This is a genomic window from Chromobacterium sp. HL1, from assembly GCF_057418835.1.
On sequence record NZ_CP162399.1, the window covers coordinates 3,746,495 to 3,761,068 of the forward strand.

A 14,574-nucleotide genomic window follows, 5' to 3' on the forward strand; every position below is an offset into this window, starting at 1 on the left:
CCAAACCCATCCCCGTCGCAGCCCGCCTCGTCCCTCCGCCATCGTCTCCGCGCGAACTAGTGCAAATACGTGAATTCCTACTTGCGCAATTTCTTGATTGCCATCAAGCTGCACCGTTATTTCGATGTAGTTAAACTACAATATTGGCATCATATCGCCAGCTGGACAGTAAGCGTCTGTACTGTTGCCGCGCGATGGATGCCGCAGCGCCATCGAATCAAGACAGGCCTTTCCGTACGGTGTACCCTATCCGGCACGCCACGCGGAACCGCTCATGAAGAAGCAGGCCGACGCTCGTAATAAAACAACTGATAAATTCCCGATCTGAGGAGTTACATATGAGCACACCCTTGCCAAGACTGAAGATCCTCGCCCCCCTCTCCGGGTGGCTGGTCGCCCTGGACACCGTCCCGGATCCGGTGTTCGCCGGCAAGATGGTGGGAGACGGCATCTCGCTGGACCCCACCTCCTGCAGTCTGCTCGCGCCGGTGTCCGGCGTCGTCAGCAATCTCCATTCCGCGCACCACGCGCTCACCATCACCTCGCCCGAAGGCGTGGAAGTGATGGTGCACATCGGCATCGACACCGTGATGCTCAAAGGCCAGGGTTTCCAGCCGCTGGTGGAACAAGGACAACGCGTCAGCGCCGGCCAGGCGCTGATCGACTTCAATCTGGACATGGTGGCGCGCAACGCGCAGAGCCTGCTGACCCAGATCATCATCACCAACGGCGACGAAACCGTCAGCGCCATGCACCGCGCCAGCGGCTTGGCCGAGGCCGGCAAGACCGCGGTGCTGGAGTTGGAGCTGGCCGGCGCGGCCGCCGCCGCCGCGCCCGCGGCCGGCGGCGCCAAGCTGCTGTCCCCGGAAATCGAAATCACCAACCCCGCCGGCCTGCACGCCCGGCCGGCCGCGGTCTTCGCCAGCAAGGCGAAAAGCTTCCAGGCCGACATCCACCTGCTGCTGGACGAGCAGTCCGCCAACGCCAAATCCGTGGTCGGCGTGATGGGCCTGTCCACCCGCAACGGCGACAAGGTGCGCATCGAAGCCGTCGGCGCGGACGCCGAACAGGCGCTGGCCGAGCTGACCCAGCTACTGCTGGACCGCTGCGGCGAAGCCGAAGACGAAGCGCCGGCCGCGCCCGCGCCCATCGCCGCCGTCGCCCAACAACAGGAAAGCGCCGAGCTGCTGGTCGGCGTCGGCGCCTCTCCCGGCCTGGCCATCGGCCGCGTCTATCATCACCGGCTGCAGGAATTCGACGTGCCGGAATTCGGCCAGGGCGCCAGTCTGGAACAGCAACACTTCGCCCGCGCCACCGAAGAAGCCGCTCAGCAGATCGACGCGGTCAAGAGCCAGCTGACCGACAAGGCCAAGCAGGCCATCCTGTCCATGCACCAGGAACTGCTGCAAGACCCGGACCTGCTGGCGCAGACCTACGCCGGCCTGGCCGACGGCAAATCCGCCGCCTGGTCCTGGCGCGCCGCCTTCAGTTCCTACTCCGCGCGGCTGGAAGCGCAAGACAACGCGCTGCTGCGCGAACGCGCCAACGACATCCGCGACGTGGGCCGCCGCGTGCTGGCGCTGCTGGCCGGCGTCAAGCAGGCCAGCCTGGACGTGCCTGCCGGCTCCATCCTGATCGCGGAAGACCTGACCCCGTCCGACACCGCCGCGCTGGACCCCAACAAGGTGCTGGGCTTCTGTACCCGCACCGGCGGCGCCACCAGCCATGTGGCCATCCTGGCGCGTTCTCTGGGCATCCCGGCGATCTGCGGCATCTCCCAGGCCGCGCTGGCCCTGCCCGATAGCGAACAAGTCATCATCGACGGCGGCCGCGGCACGCTGCGCATCGCGCCGAACGCCGAACAGCTGGCCACCGCCGAGGCGGAGATCGCGCAGATCGCGGAGCGCCGCGCCGCCGAGGCGGCGATGTCGCAGCGGGAAGCCCGCACCAGCGACGGCGTCCGCATCGAAGTGGTGGTCAATATCCGCAACGCCGCCGACGCGCGCGAAGCGGTGGCCAAGGGCGCCGAGGGCGTGGGCCTGCTGCGTTCGGAGTTTCTGTTCGACAACCGCGACACCCCGCCCAGCGAGCAGGAACAGGCGGAGGAATACTGCGCGGTGGCCCGCGCGCTGGGCAAGGAGCGCCCGCTGGTGGTGCGCACCTTGGACGTGGGCGGCGACAAGCCGCTGTCCTACCTGCCGCTGCCCAAGGAGGACAACCCCTTCCTCGGCCTGCGCGGCATCCGCGTCAGCCTGGAGCGCCCGGACCTGCTGCGCACCCAGTTGCGCGCCATCCTGCAAGCCGCGCCGCTGACCCGCTTGCACATCATGTTCCCCATGGTGGCCTCGCTGGACGAACTGCGCGCCGCCAAGGCCGTGCTGGCCGAAGAGCAGGCCGCCAGCGGCCAGCATGACGTCAAGGTGGGCATCATGGTGGAAGTGCCGTCCGCCGCCGTCATGGCCGCGCGCTTCGCGCCGGAAGTGGACTTCTTCTCCATCGGCACCAACGACCTGACCCAGTACGTGCTGGCGATGGACCGCGGCCACCCGCAGTTGGCCAAGCAGGCCGACGCGCTGCACCCGGCGGTGCTGGCGATGATCGCGATGACTTGCGACGGCGCCCGCGCCCACGGCAAGTGGGTGGGCATCTGCGGCGGCCTCGCCTCCGACGAGCGCGCCGCGCCGCTGCTGGTGGGCATGGGGGTCAGCGAGCTGTCGGTCAGCACGCCGGCGCTGGCCGCGGTCAAGGCCACGCTGTCGCGCTGGAGCGCGGCGGAGTGCGAGGCTCTGGCGCAGCAAGCGCTGGCCCTGTCCACGGCGAGCGAAGTCCGCGAACACCTGAACGCGCAAGCCCGATAAACGAGACTCTCCGGCCATCCGGAGCGATGTGGGGCGGCGAGTGCGCCGCCCGCTATTTCCTACGCTGTTGAGCAAGGAATGAACCACCATGTTTAGTCAATCATTCGCATTTCTGCAAAAGATCGGCAAAGCGCTGATGCTGCCGGTGGCCGTGCTGCCGGTGGCCGGCCTGCTGCTGGGCATAGGCGCCACCGATTTCCACACCCAGAACACCGTCGCGCTGGCCATCCTGTCGCTGATGAAAAACTCCGGCGACGTGATCTTCGGCAATCTGCCGCTGATCTTCGCCGTCGGCGTGGCGCTGGGCTTTACCGAAAACGACGGCGTGGCGGCGATCGCCGCCGTGATCGGCCATCTGGTCACCACCGTCACCCTGGGGGTGATGGCCGGCCTGATGGGGGTCAAGCCCGACACCATCATGGGCCTGCCGTCCATCCAGACCGGCGTGTTCGGCGGCATTCTCGCCGGCGGCCTGGCGGCCTATATGTTCAACCGCTTCTACCGGATCAAGCTGCCCGAATACCTGGGCTTCTTCGCCGGCAAGCGCTTTGTGCCCATCATCACCGCCATCAGCGCCATCGCGCTGGGCGTGGCGCTGTCCTTCATCTGGCCGCCGATAGGCAACGGTATCAAGAGCTTCTCGCAGTGGGCCGCGGTCAGCGATCCGCGCACCGCCGCCACCGTCTACGGCCTCGTAGAACGGCTGCTGCTGCCCTTCGGCCTGCACCATATCTGGAATGTGCCCTTCTTCTTTGAAATCGGCGCCTTCCCGGACGCGATCAGCGGCAAGATGATACACGGCGACATCAACCGCTTCTTCGCCGGCGATCCGACCGCGGGCATCCTGTCCGGCGCCTTCCTGTTCAAGATGTTCGGCCTGCCGGCCGCGGCCATCGCCATCTGGCATTCGGCCAAGCCGGAGAACCGCGTCAAGGTGGGCGGCATCATGATTTCCGCCGCGCTGACCTCCTTTTTGACCGGCATCACCGAGCCCATCGAATTCTCCTTCCTGTTCGTGGCGCCGGTGCTCTACCTCCTCCACGCCTGCCTGGCGGCGTCGGCGCAGTTCATCGCCAACACCCTGGACATGCACATGGGCTTCACCTTCTCCCAGGGCGGCATCGATTTCCTGATGTTCAACCTGATCGGCGACAAGGCCAAGCACGCCTGGTACGTGTTCATCCTCGGCCCGATCTACGCGGCCATCTACTACGGGGTGTTCCGCTTCGTCATCGCCAAGTTCAACCTGAAAACCCCGGGCCGCGAGGACGAGAGCGCCGACGCCGGCGCGGCGGTCAGCGAAGACGCGCGCGCGCGCGAACTAGTTCTGGCCTTTGGCGGCCGCAGCAACATCAGCAGCCTGGACGCCTGCATCACCCGCCTGCGCATCGCGGTGCGGGAGCCGGCCAAGGTCAACCAGGCCAAGCTCAAGAGCATGGGCGCGTCCGGCGTGGTGGTGGTGGGCAACGGCATCCAGGCCATCTTCGGCCCACAGTCGGAAAACCTGAAAACCGATATGGAAATCTATCTGCGCGGCGCGGGCGCGGACGCCGAAATCGACGCCCCGGCCAGCGCGCCGGCTCCGGCGGCGCAAGCGGCGACGCCGACGCCGACGCCCGCAGCGGATCAAGGCCAGGCCGCGGCGCTGCGCCAGGCGCTGGGCGGCGCGGCCAATCTGGCCAAGGTGGAAGCCATCGCCCATACCCGCTTGCGCGTGGAGCTGAAGCAGAGCTCGCTGCTCAATCAGGACGCGGCCCGCGCGGCCGGCGTGGCGGCGATGCTGGAAGTGGCGCCCGGCGTCTGGCATTTGATCGTCGGCGATCAAGCCGCCGGCCTGGCTCAGGCGCTTCAAGGCTGAGCGAACCGAAACGATCCGCACCACGTAAAAACGCCAGCGCAAGCGCTGGCGTTTTTTATTGGCGGGGCCCGTCTCGGCTATAAGGCGAACAACTCGCGCAGATGGCGCGCCACGCCGGCTTCGCGGTTGCTGCCGATGCGCGGCACATCCGGCAGTTGCTCGGCCAGCCGCGCCTGGGCGTTGCCCATCATCCGCGGGTGGCCGGCGGTGCGCAGCAGTTCGATATCGTTCTGACCGTCGCCAAAGGCCAGGCAATGCGCCTTGTCCAGGCCCAGATCCGACAACACCAGCTCCAGCGCGTGGCCCTTGGATACCCCGGGCGCCATCACCTCCAGGCAATCGTCGGCCGAGAAAGTAATGTACAGCTCATCGCCGAAGGCCTGGTGCAGCTTGCGCTCCACCTCCAGCAAATACGCGTGCTCGCCGATGTAGAGCACCTTGCCGACGCCCTCGCCGCCGTGCCCGGCCAGATCGGCCAATTGATAGCGCAGGCCGGAATCGGCGTGGAAATTGAGTAGATACTGGCAGGGTTGGTCGATCAGCCAGGCGTCGTCCAGATAGAAATTCAGCACCGTGCCGGCGGCGAACTCCGGCTGCGCCAGCCGGCGCACCAAGGCGGGATCGATATCCTGGCGATGCACCAGCTTGTCGTCGGGATCATGCACCCGCGCGCCGTTGGACGTGATCAGGTGAGCGCGGATGCCCAGCGCCTGGCGTATGCCCTGCACATCCAGATAATGACGGCCGGTGGCGATGGCGAAACGCACGCCGCGCGCCTGCAGGGCCTGCAAGGTGCTGGCGGTGAAATCGTCCACCGCGTGATTGGGGTCCAGCAAGGTGCCATCCAGATCGGATGCGATGAAGTGATACACCATCAAACTCCCGCGACAACAGAAGCGCACAGTATACGCCCGCCCGGCGGCGCTGCCCATCAATGCGAGCGAGCGCTTTCTGGTCCGAACCGGGATCAGTCGGGCGCGGCCTCGCCGCCGAACTGCTCATAGGCCTGCAAGGCCTCCGCCGCCGTCATCAAGGAAGGACCGCCGCCCATATAGACGGCCACTTGCAGCATCTCCATGAATTCGGCGCGGCTGCAGCCCAGTTCCACCAGCGCCTTGGCATGGAAAGCCAGACAGCCGTGGCAGCGGTTGGCGATGCCTATGGCCAGCGCGATCAGTTCCTTGGTCCGGTTCGACAAGGCGCCGTCCGCGTGAGCAGCCCGGCTCATCTGGCCGAAGCCTTTCATCGTTTCCGGGATTTCCTTGCGCAGCTTGCTCAACTCCGCGCCCAGTTCCGCACTCAAATCAGGGTAATGAAGGCTCATGCTCGTCTCCTTAACATAACAATATATATTATATTTAATCATATATTGAAAGATGAAAGCAAGCCGCAATGCAAAAAGCCGAACTCATCGAGTTCGGCTTTTCTGGTAGCTGGCGGCCAGCCGCCATGGACAGCATGTAAAACGCCTCCGCCGCCCGCTCGGCCTAAATCCCCTCCCTGCCCGACAAGGCCAGCAAGCGCTCCTTGCGGGTTTTGCGCATGCCCACCAAGCTGATGACGATCCACAACACTTGCGCCAGCAATGAAGCCAAGTTGAAGGCGTAACACAGCGAGATCAGCAGCAGCATCGCGCCAATCAGATTGAAGCCGCTATAGCTGTAGTCGCTCAAGTCCACCAGCCTCCATTGCAGCAGGCTGTAGGCCAGGAGATAGAAAAACACCCCGATCAGCCCTATCCAGTCATACCACATCATCGCTCACCATCCTTGCGGTGTTCCGCCTTATTGGACCTGACGAGGCACCCATTCGTCCCATTCCCGCCGTTGCAGCAATTGCTCCCCCTCCCAAGCGCTTTGCTCCGCCTGAATGCGAAAATGATGGGCATCCGCCGTCAGCCTCAACTCGCTCTCCACCCTGACCCGCCAATCACCGCGGCCGGCGCTATAGCTCCACTTCACCACCCCGCTGGCCGATAAAGGCTGCTCGGGCCGGATACAGTAAATTTCCTCGCAGCTTTGCGCCACTTCCAAACCATGGTCGTCAAAGCGATAGTGGCCGAAGTCGTCGCGAATCTCGGTGCGCACCTCGCCGCTCATCGCGTCCTCGATGATTTCGCGGCTGCTGGCGGGAGAGCGCAAATAACTCAGCGCCAGCGGCGGCGCGCCTTCCGGCTCGGCAAAGGGCTGCGCCACCACGGTGCTCAGATCATGCACCGGCAGGCTGAGCGTGGCGCCGGCCAGATCCAATGTCAGCCGGGCATGATCCGCTGCCGGCCAGATCAGCGGGAAGTAAGCGCTGGAGACGCTCAAGCGCAGCCGATGGCCCGCCGGCAGACGGTAGCCGCAATCATCCAGTTGCAGCCGGATATCCATCCACTCGTCCGGCCTGACCGCCCGCCGCTGTTGATAACCGTCGCGCAGCGCCAGGTTCAGCACCCCGTAACTGATGCGGGTGACCGCGCCATCCGGCGCCACATCGTTGAGCCGCACCGCCAGTTGACCGCTGGGGCTGTCGCACTTCAGCCGCAGCCGCAGCGTCGGCGCGCCCAACAGCGGCAGCTCCCGCTCCAACGCAGGGCTGTCGAACACCAGCGAGCCGGCGTCGTCGCGGCGCTGATCCAGCGGGAACTCCGGTCCCAGCCAGATCACGCAGTATTCGCCGCAGGCGGCGCCGGTGGTCAGCGGCGAACGAATCGCGGCCACCCCCTCGCCGGCCATGTCCGGCCGCAGCTCGCCCGCGGCGTTCAGCCCCCACTCCCTTCGCTGAACATGCGGGCTGGGCCAGGCCGGGTCGCGCAGCCAGACGCCCGGACGTGCGGCATAACTGGCCCGCGGCGGCGCCGCGTCTTGCAGATACAGGGTGACCGGGTCTTCCGCCATGATGCCGGTGTCGATATCCTTCAGCCAGTAGTCCCACCAGCGCAGCGCTTCCTGCAAAAAGCCGATCGCCGGATCCGGTACCGCGAAGTGCGGATACTTATGGGCCCACGGACCGATCAGCGCTTTTTTCGGGCAGCTCAGATGCCGCATCATCCGGCCGACGGCGTTGTGATAAGCGTCGCCCCAACCGCCCACCGCGTAAACGGCGGCCTTGATGCTGCTGTAATCGGCGCAGATGGAACCATGCCGCCAATAGTCGTCATCGGTCTGATGGCTCAGCCAGGTTTTGAGCAGCAGGGGCGTCCGCTCCAAGCGTTGCAGCCAACGCTCCCGCCAGGCCTCGCCCACCAACAGCGGATCGGGCGCGGCGGCGCAATAGCTGAACATGGTGCCGGCCCAGCCCAGGTTTTCCAGCAATAGCGCACCGCCCTTATAGTGGATGTCGTCGGCATAGCGATGGTCGGTGGAGCATAGCGTGATGATGGCCTTCAAGGCCTCCGGTTGGCGGGCCGCCACTTGCAGGCTATTGAAGCCGCCCCAGGAGATGCCCATCATGCCGACCTTGCCGCTGCACCATGCTTGCGCGGCGATCCAGGCAATCACCTCCAGCGCATCGTCCTGTTCCTGTTGCAGGTATTCATCGACGAAGTCGCCATCGGACTCGCCGCAGCCCCTCATGTCCACCCTAAGACATACATAACCGTGGCCGGCGAAGTACGGGTGAGTCAGTTGGTCGCGCACAGCCGTGCCGTCGCGCTTGCGGTAAGGCAGGTATTCCAGAATCGCCGGCACCGGGCTGGCTTCGGCGTCCATCGGCAGCCACATCCGCGCGGCCAATTGGCAACCGTCAGCCAGCGTGATGGTGAAGTGCTCCACTTCGCGAATGGCCCGCGGCAGCTGAGTGACGGTTTTCATGATCGCGTCTCCTTGACGACTACGGGCGCGTCGGAAGGCGGACATGTCAGCTTGCCGGAACGCACCAAGGCGATAAGCGACAGCATGCAGCCCATGATGATGAGCAAGGCCGGCAAACCACCGAGATTGGACATCATTTTGACGCCATCGACGCCGCCGGCGTAACTGGTCATCACCCAAGACACCACGCCGATCACCCCGCCCCACACCACTTTCATGCCCATGCCCGCTTTTTCGGCGCTGTCTGAGGAAAAACCGGCGGTGCACAGATTGCTGATAGCGTCGGTATTGCTGTCCGCCGCAGTGACATAGTTGAGGAAGGCGATGAACACCACCATGGCCACCATCAGTTCGCTCAAGGGCATCTGGCGGATGATGGTGTACAGCACATTCTCCACGCCCTGACTCTCCAGCACGCCTTTGAGCAGGCCGGCCTGGCCCAAATCAATGGATAGGGCCGTGCCGCTGAAAATCATGATCCACAAGGCGGTGAAGCCGGCCGGCAGCAGCAAATTCATCACGATCACCTCCCGCACGGTGTAACCGCGGGAGATCTTGCCCAGAAACATGGCGCTGATCGGCGCCCAGGCAAACCATACCGCCCAATAGAAGATGGTCCAGGAGCCCGCCCAACCATCCTGGCTGGCCGCGCCGGTGGACAGGCTTAACCGAAAGAACTGGTTCAAATAGTTGCCAAACGACTCCAGGCCAAACGCCAGGATGAAAGTAGTCGGCCCAAAAATCAGCAAAAACCCGGCCAGCCCCAGCAAAACCCAGGTATTGACGCTGGACAACCAGCTCAGCCCGCGTTGCAAGCCGCTGAGCGCCGAGCAGACAAAGGTCACGACAATGCAGGCAATCACCAGGCCGATGCTGAACGGGCTGGCAGGCAGGGGCAGATACTGGTTGATGCCGCCCACCAGCGCCAGCGCGCCGGTGCCCAGGCTGGACGCCATGCCGGCCACCAGAGAGTACAAAGCCAGGGCGTCGATCAATTGCCCGCTGCGGCCGCCCACCCAGCGTCCCAGCAAGGGCCGCAACATGCTGCCTACCGAGAACGGCAGCTTGAGGTTGTAAAACACCAAGCCGAACAGCAGGGCCGGCACGGTGTAAATGGCGTAAGGGGTGAATGTCCAGTGCAGAAACATGGCCGACATGGCAAAACTGGCGGCCTCGGCGCTACCGGCGCGCAGGCCATACGCCGCCGGCGGGTAGTACAGGTGGTAGATCGGCTCGGCCGAGGTCCAGAACAGTACCCCAACCGCCATCGTGGTCATCAAGGTGACGGCGAACCAGCGCTTGCGGCCCAACAAGGGCAAGGCGTCCGCACCGCCGATGCGCAGCTTGCCTATCGGCGAGCAATAGACCCAGACACAGGTCAACAACAGGCTGAAACTGGCTAGGCTGAATAGCCAGGAAAAGTGGCCCAGTATCCATTTATTGGCTGCGCCGGCCAGACGGAGAAAGACCGACAGGTCAAGATAGCTGAGCAGCAAGGCCGCCAACAGCAGCAAAAAGGTGGGCCAGAACACCAGGGGCCGGATGCGATGATGGCTACGCATGGTTTGTCTCCTTGATGGAGCCTGCCGCCGCTGTCGCCCCCGGGGCGGCGGTTCTGATGCCGGCGCGGCTTGCAGGCAAGCCTGAGCTATTACCCAGGCCAAACCAGTGTCGGCGATAAACCCAAGCCGGGACAAACGATAGTTTTAGATAGATTTATGTTTTCAGCTCATCAATCAAGCCGTGTGATCGCCATCTTGCAGGCGTGAGGCCATCATCCGATGTCACCGCCGCATCACCGCCAGCGAGGCCAGCCAATCCGCGAACAATCTGGTGGCCGGCTTGGGCCGCCTCCGTTCCGGCAGCAACAAGTAAAAAGCGCCGCTCATCGTCACCTTGGCGTCCGACGCCATCACCAGCGCTCCGCTGGCCAGATAGCTGTCGATCAGATGCCCCCAGGCCAGCGCCACCCCCTGCCCGGCCAGCGCCGCCTGCACTGCCAAATGGTGGTTGGTCACGCTCAATTGTCTGGCGGCCGGTCTCCAGGCGATGTTTTGGGCGGCAAACCACTGCGGCCAGTTGAACCAGTCGCGCTGACCGCCATCCATGGTGATCAGCGTCTCGTCCAACAAAGCCACTGGCTGGGCCGGACCGGCCGGCAAATAGCCCGGGCTGCAAACCGCGTACATGTGCTCATCGAACAAGGCCACCGCATCGGCGTCCTTGGGAGGCTGACGGAAATAGTAAACGCCGAGGTCGAATTCGAATGCCTGCAGCTCTTGAATATTATCGTTGGCCAGAATGCGGATTGAGAGGTCAGGCTGAGCCTGGCGGAAGGCGGAGAGATTGGGCATGAGCCACAAGGAGGCGAGCGCGGTGGAACAGGCCACCGTCACCTGCTTGTCTTGCTGCCAATGCATCAGACTGGCGGTGGCGCCGGCCAATTGCTCCAGGGCGGAGCGGACTTCGCTCAGGTATTGTTCGCCGGCCGGAGTCAATTCCACCTTGCGGGTGCCCCGCTGCAGCAATTTGCACCCCAGATAGTCTTCCAGTAACTGCAGCTGACGGCTGACCGCGCCTTGCGACAGATTCAGTTCACCGGCGGCCTGGGTAAAACTGGAGAGCCGGGCCACAGCTTCAAAAGCGATCAGGGTATAAAGAGGCGGCAGCGGTTTCATGGCCTCATTATGGCACGCCCCCCAAAACCGGCGACAGGACAGGCGTCCGCCGCCGAAATGCAAAAAGCCGAACTCGATGAGTTCGGCTTTTCAGGTATCTGGTGGCCAGTCGCGGAATCGAACCACGGACACGCGGATTTTCAATCCGCTGCTCTACCAACTGAGCTAACTGGCCGACGGGTGCTGAAGCTAAGGCGGTGATGGTGGCCAGTCGCGGAATCGAACCACGGACACGCGGATTTTCAATCCGCTGCTCTACCAACTGAGCTAACTGGCCATCACTGCTGCGCTGTCGCGCCGTCAGAGCCACGCATTTAATCAGAGGACGAATTCAGAGTCAAGGAATAATTGCAAAAAAACGAACCGCGGCGGCGCGGGAAAAGCAGGCGGGCGGGCCGTCTGAAACGACCGGCCCGCCGGATCAAAGACTTAGATCGCGTCCGGCTGACGGGATGGATGCGCGTCGGCGAAAGCCGGCAGTTGCTCCAGCGCGTCCGCAACGCGGACGATGTGCGGATACGCGCTCAGGTCCAGGCCGAAACGCCGGGCGCTGAACACCTGCGGCAGCAGGCAGACATCGGCCAGCGTCGGCTGCTCACCCGCCGCGTAACGGCTGGGCGATTCCGCCAGCGCTTGCTCCAGCGCGTCGAAGCCGGTGCGAATCCAGTGCCGTATCCACGCCGCCTTGCCCTCTTCGTCCTTGCCGTACTCGGTCTGCAGATACTTGCCGACTCGAGTGTTCTGCAAGGGATGGATGTCGGCGGCGATGGCCAGGGCCAGCGCGCGGACCCGCGCCCGAGCCGCCGGAGCGGACGGCAACAGCCGCGGCGTATCCGGATAGGCCTCGTCCAGGTATTCGCAAATGGCCAGGGACTGCGCGACCTTGACCCCGCCGTCGTCCAGCAGCGGCACCAGCCCCTGCGGATTGAGGGCCAGATACTCGGGGCTGCGCTGCTCGCCCTTGAGCAGATTGACCGCTTGAGAGCGGTAATCCAGCCCCTTGAGATTCAGCGCGATGCGCACCCGGTAAGCGGCGCTGGAACGGAAATAACCGTAGAGCACGCGCTCAACCATGTTTCACCACCGTCTGCTCGATGGCGCCGAAGACGCTGGCGCCGGCGGCGTCCTTCATCTCGATGCGCACGCGGTCGCCCACTTTCATGAACGGAGTCGTCGGCGCGCCGTTCTCGATGGTTTCTATCATCCGTTGTTCCGCCAGGCAGCAGGAGCCTACGCTGCGGTCGTGATTGGACACGGTGCCGGAGCCGATGATGGAGCCGGCGGCCAGCTCGCGGGTCTTGGCCACGTGCGCCACCAGTTGCGGGAAGCTGAACTGCATTTCCACACCGGCGTTGGGACGGCCGTAAGGCGCGCCGTTGTATTCCACCAGCAGCGGCAGGTGCGCCTTGCCGTCGCGCCAGGCGGCGCCCAGTTCGTCCGGGCTCACCGCCACCGGCGAGAAAGCCGTGGCCGGCTTGCTCTGGAAGAAGCCGAAGCCCTTGGCCAGCTCGTTGGGGATCAGATTGCGCAGGCTGACGTCGTTGACCAGCATCAGCAGACGGATCTGGCCCGCGCAGGCGTCGGCGTCCGCGCCCAGCGGCACGTCGCCGGTGATCACCGCCACCTCGCCCTCGAAGTCCAGGCCCCAGGCCTCGTCGCGCAGCGGGATGGGCGCCAGCGGCGGCAGGAAGGCGTCGGAGCCGCCCTGGTACATCAGCGGGTCATGGTAAAAGCTGGCCGGCACCTCGGCGCCGCGCGCCTTGCGCACCAGCTCGACATGGTTCAGATAGGCGCTGCCATCCGCCCATTGATAGGCGCGCGGCAGCGGGCTGTGGCAGCGCTGCGGCTCGAACGGGAAAGCGCCCGGCACCTCGCCCGCGTTCAGCGCGGCGTAGACTTCCTGCAGCCGCGGTGCCAGCGCGTCCCAGCCGTCCAGCGCCTGTTGCAGACTGGCGGCGATCTGCGGCACCGCCACCGCGCGGGACAGGTCGCGGCTGACGACCAACAACTGGCCGTCGCGGGTTTGATTCTGATATGTGGCGAGTTTCATCTTCTATTCTTTCTGCAGCTGGGCAGCTGAAATTCTAGTGATACTGGTATGACATGAAAGCTTCGTTTGAGGAGCATTTCGTCGCGAGCGGGCTGAGGTCGAAACGAGAAGCGCAGCGGTACAAATGGTACCGCGAGCATCACAGTTTCGAGATCAGCCTGCGCAGTAGAAATGAACTCAAACAATCAGGGCTTGGGTTTCCAGCTGTCCACATACTGGGTCCACTCCACCGCCGGCATCTGCGGCCCCTGCTCCAAGGCGTCCCGCGTGTCTATCATCACCGCCACTTCGTCGGTGAAGGTCTTGGGCTCCGTCATCGCCTTGGCGAAGGCCTTGGGATGCGGCCCGTGAGTGAAGCCCGCCGGGTGGAAGGTCAGCATGCCCGGCTTGATGTTGTCGCGGCTGAAGAAGTCGCCGGCGTGATAGAAGATCACTTCGTCATAATCGTCGTTGTTGTGATAGAACGGGACCTTCAAAGCGCCGGGATCGGATTCGATCGGCCGCGGCACGAAGGTGCAGATCACAAAGCCGTCGGCGACGAAGGTGGTGTGCGCCGACGGCGGCAGATGGTAGCGATGGCTCATCAGCGGCCGGATGTCGCGCCAGTTGATGCGGGCGACGGAATGATTGCCGTGCCAGCCTATCGCGTCCAGCGGATTGAACGGGTAAGTCACGGTGGACAGCGCGCCGCGGCGCTTGATCACCACTTGCCACTCGTCCTCGGTCTGCTGCGCGCGGAAAGCATCGTCGATGGACGGCACGTCCAGCATCGCCTCGTCGAAGATGGCGTGCGGTCCCACCAGGCCCTTGTCCGGCAACTGGTAAGCGCCGTTGCTGGCTTCGATCAACAGCATGGTGGTGGGCGCGGCCGGTTCGATGCGCCAGCTGGTGGAGCGCGGCATCAGGATGTAGTCGCCGTCGCGGTAGCTCAGGTGGCCGTAATCGCAGAACAGCTCGCCGCTGCCGGCGTGGATGAACAGCATGTCGTCGCCGTCGCCGTTGCGGAACAGCTGGGTCATCGCCTGATCCACGCTCCAGATGCGCAGCTTGCATTGAGCGTTGTGCAGCACCAGCGGCGCGGCCCAGGGCGCGGCGACGCTCTTGGGCAGTTCGTTCAGATCAAAGGCGCGCGGGCGCAACGGGCCTTCCCAGGCGCTCCAGCCGGTGGGCGGATGCTTGTGGTGCAAATGAGTGGCGGGACCGAAAAAACCGCTGCGGCCCACTTCGCGCTCATAGATGGCCGTGTCCGGGAAATCGGCGTGGGCCTGGCGCGAGACGGTGCCTTCGCGGTGGGGGTACTGAATCCATTTACGCATGGTGTGTCCTTCAATCC

At 64.4% G+C, this 14,574-nt stretch carries 11 protein-coding genes and 2 tRNA genes; 2 read left to right on the forward strand and 11 right to left on the reverse strand.

All coding sequences use genetic code 11. The features are described from left to right. Positions 1-338: 338 nt before the first annotated feature. Positions 339-2,858 carry a phosphoenolpyruvate--protein phosphotransferase gene (ptsP, locus tag AB1Z25_RS17060; protein ID WP_235087020.1) on the forward strand — a complete coding sequence of 840 codons (2,520 nt, stop codon included), beginning with the start codon at positions 339-341 and terminating at the stop codon, positions 2,856-2,858. 88 nt (positions 2,859-2,946) lie between these two features. Next, entirely contained in the window at positions 2,947-4,716 is a 1,770-nt protein-coding gene (gene ptsG, locus AB1Z25_RS17065) for a PTS glucose transporter subunit IIBC (RefSeq protein WP_486635755.1), read from the forward strand. A 77-nt stretch (positions 4,717-4,793) separates the two neighbouring features. Here the strand turns inward: ptsG and AB1Z25_RS17070 are convergent, their stop codons facing one another. From AB1Z25_RS17070 to AB1Z25_RS17120, 11 genes are all read right to left on the reverse strand, one after another. Further along, positions 4,794-5,591, reverse strand: a complete 798-nt coding sequence (locus AB1Z25_RS17070; RefSeq protein ID WP_199225918.1) for a Cof-type HAD-IIB family hydrolase — start codon at positions 5,589-5,591, stop codon at positions 4,794-4,796. A 92-nt stretch (positions 5,592-5,683) separates the two neighbouring features. Further along, a complete protein-coding gene (locus tag AB1Z25_RS17075) occupies positions 5,684-6,040 on the reverse strand; it encodes a carboxymuconolactone decarboxylase family protein (protein ID WP_486635756.1) in 357 nt (118 codons plus the stop codon). Positions 6,041-6,203: 163 nt separating this feature from the next. Beyond that, positions 6,204-6,473, reverse strand: coding sequence for a CBU_0592 family membrane protein (locus AB1Z25_RS17080; protein ID WP_107800380.1), 270 nt, complete (start codon positions 6,471-6,473; stop codon positions 6,204-6,206). 27 nt (positions 6,474-6,500) lie between these two features. Then, entirely contained in the window at positions 6,501-8,513 is a 2,013-nt protein-coding gene (locus AB1Z25_RS17085; RefSeq protein ID WP_486635757.1) for a CocE/NonD family hydrolase, read from the reverse strand. Continuing rightward, positions 8,510-10,075, reverse strand: a complete 1,566-nt coding sequence (locus AB1Z25_RS17090; RefSeq protein WP_107800382.1) for a BCCT family transporter — start codon at positions 10,073-10,075, stop codon at positions 8,510-8,512. Before AB1Z25_RS17090 ends, AB1Z25_RS17085 begins: the two co-directional genes overlap by 4 nt. A gap of 222 nt (positions 10,076-10,297) precedes the next feature. Next, positions 10,298-11,191 carry a LysR substrate-binding domain-containing protein gene (locus AB1Z25_RS17095; RefSeq protein ID WP_227104735.1) on the reverse strand — a complete coding sequence of 298 codons (894 nt, stop codon included), beginning with the start codon at positions 11,189-11,191 and terminating at the stop codon, positions 10,298-10,300. Between the two features lie 99 nt (positions 11,192-11,290). Beyond that, positions 11,291-11,366: transfer RNA gene (locus tag AB1Z25_RS17100), tRNA-Phe, on the reverse strand. A 26-nt stretch (positions 11,367-11,392) separates the two neighbouring features. Beyond that, a tRNA-Phe gene (locus tag AB1Z25_RS17105) sits at positions 11,393-11,468 on the reverse strand. Positions 11,469-11,620: 152 nt separating this feature from the next. After that, positions 11,621-12,265, reverse strand: coding sequence for a maleylacetoacetate isomerase (gene maiA, locus AB1Z25_RS17110; RefSeq protein ID WP_486635758.1), 645 nt, complete (start codon positions 12,263-12,265; stop codon positions 11,621-11,623). Further along, on the reverse strand, positions 12,258-13,241 hold the full coding sequence (locus AB1Z25_RS17115; protein WP_107800385.1) for a fumarylacetoacetate hydrolase family protein: 984 nt from the start codon (positions 13,239-13,241) through the stop codon (positions 12,258-12,260). The genes maiA and AB1Z25_RS17115 overlap by 8 nt, the downstream gene beginning before the upstream one ends. A gap of 185 nt (positions 13,242-13,426) precedes the next feature. Then, positions 13,427-14,557, reverse strand: coding sequence for a homogentisate 1,2-dioxygenase (locus AB1Z25_RS17120; protein ID WP_253314542.1), 1,131 nt, complete (start codon positions 14,555-14,557; stop codon positions 13,427-13,429). Between the last annotated feature and the right edge of the window lie 17 nt (positions 14,558-14,574).

What these genes read in the sequence shown, in the direction of transcription:
- ptsP (WP_235087020.1), top strand. Translation starts at nt 339, where the DNA reads ATGAGCACACCCTTGCCAAGACTGAAGATCCTCGCCCCCCTCTCCGGG.
- ptsG (WP_486635755.1), top strand. Translation starts at nt 2,947, where the DNA reads ATGTTTAGTCAATCATTCGCATTTCTGCAAAAGATCGGCAAAGCGCTG.
- AB1Z25_RS17070 (WP_199225918.1), bottom strand. Translation starts at nt 5,591, where the DNA reads ATGGTGTATCACTTCATCGCATCCGATCTGGATGGCACCTTGCTGGAC.
- AB1Z25_RS17075 (WP_486635756.1), bottom strand. Translation starts at nt 6,040, where the DNA reads ATGAGCCTTCATTACCCTGATTTGAGTGCGGAACTGGGCGCGGAGTTG.
- AB1Z25_RS17080 (WP_107800380.1), bottom strand. Translation starts at nt 6,473, where the DNA reads ATGATGTGGTATGACTGGATAGGGCTGATCGGGGTGTTTTTCTATCTC.
- AB1Z25_RS17085 (WP_486635757.1), bottom strand. Translation starts at nt 8,513, where the DNA reads ATGAAAACCGTCACTCAGCTGCCGCGGGCCATTCGCGAAGTGGAGCAC.
- AB1Z25_RS17090 (WP_107800382.1), bottom strand. Translation starts at nt 10,075, where the DNA reads ATGCGTAGCCATCATCGCATCCGGCCCCTGGTGTTCTGGCCCACCTTT.
- AB1Z25_RS17095 (WP_227104735.1), bottom strand. Translation starts at nt 11,191, where the DNA reads ATGAAACCGCTGCCGCCTCTTTATACCCTGATCGCTTTTGAAGCTGTG.
- maiA (WP_486635758.1), bottom strand. Translation starts at nt 12,265, where the DNA reads ATGGTTGAGCGCGTGCTCTACGGTTATTTCCGTTCCAGCGCCGCTTAC.
- AB1Z25_RS17115 (WP_107800385.1), bottom strand. Translation starts at nt 13,241, where the DNA reads ATGAAACTCGCCACATATCAGAATCAAACCCGCGACGGCCAGTTGTTG.
- AB1Z25_RS17120 (WP_253314542.1), bottom strand. Translation starts at nt 14,557, where the DNA reads ATGCGTAAATGGATTCAGTACCCCCACCGCGAAGGCACCGTCTCGCGC.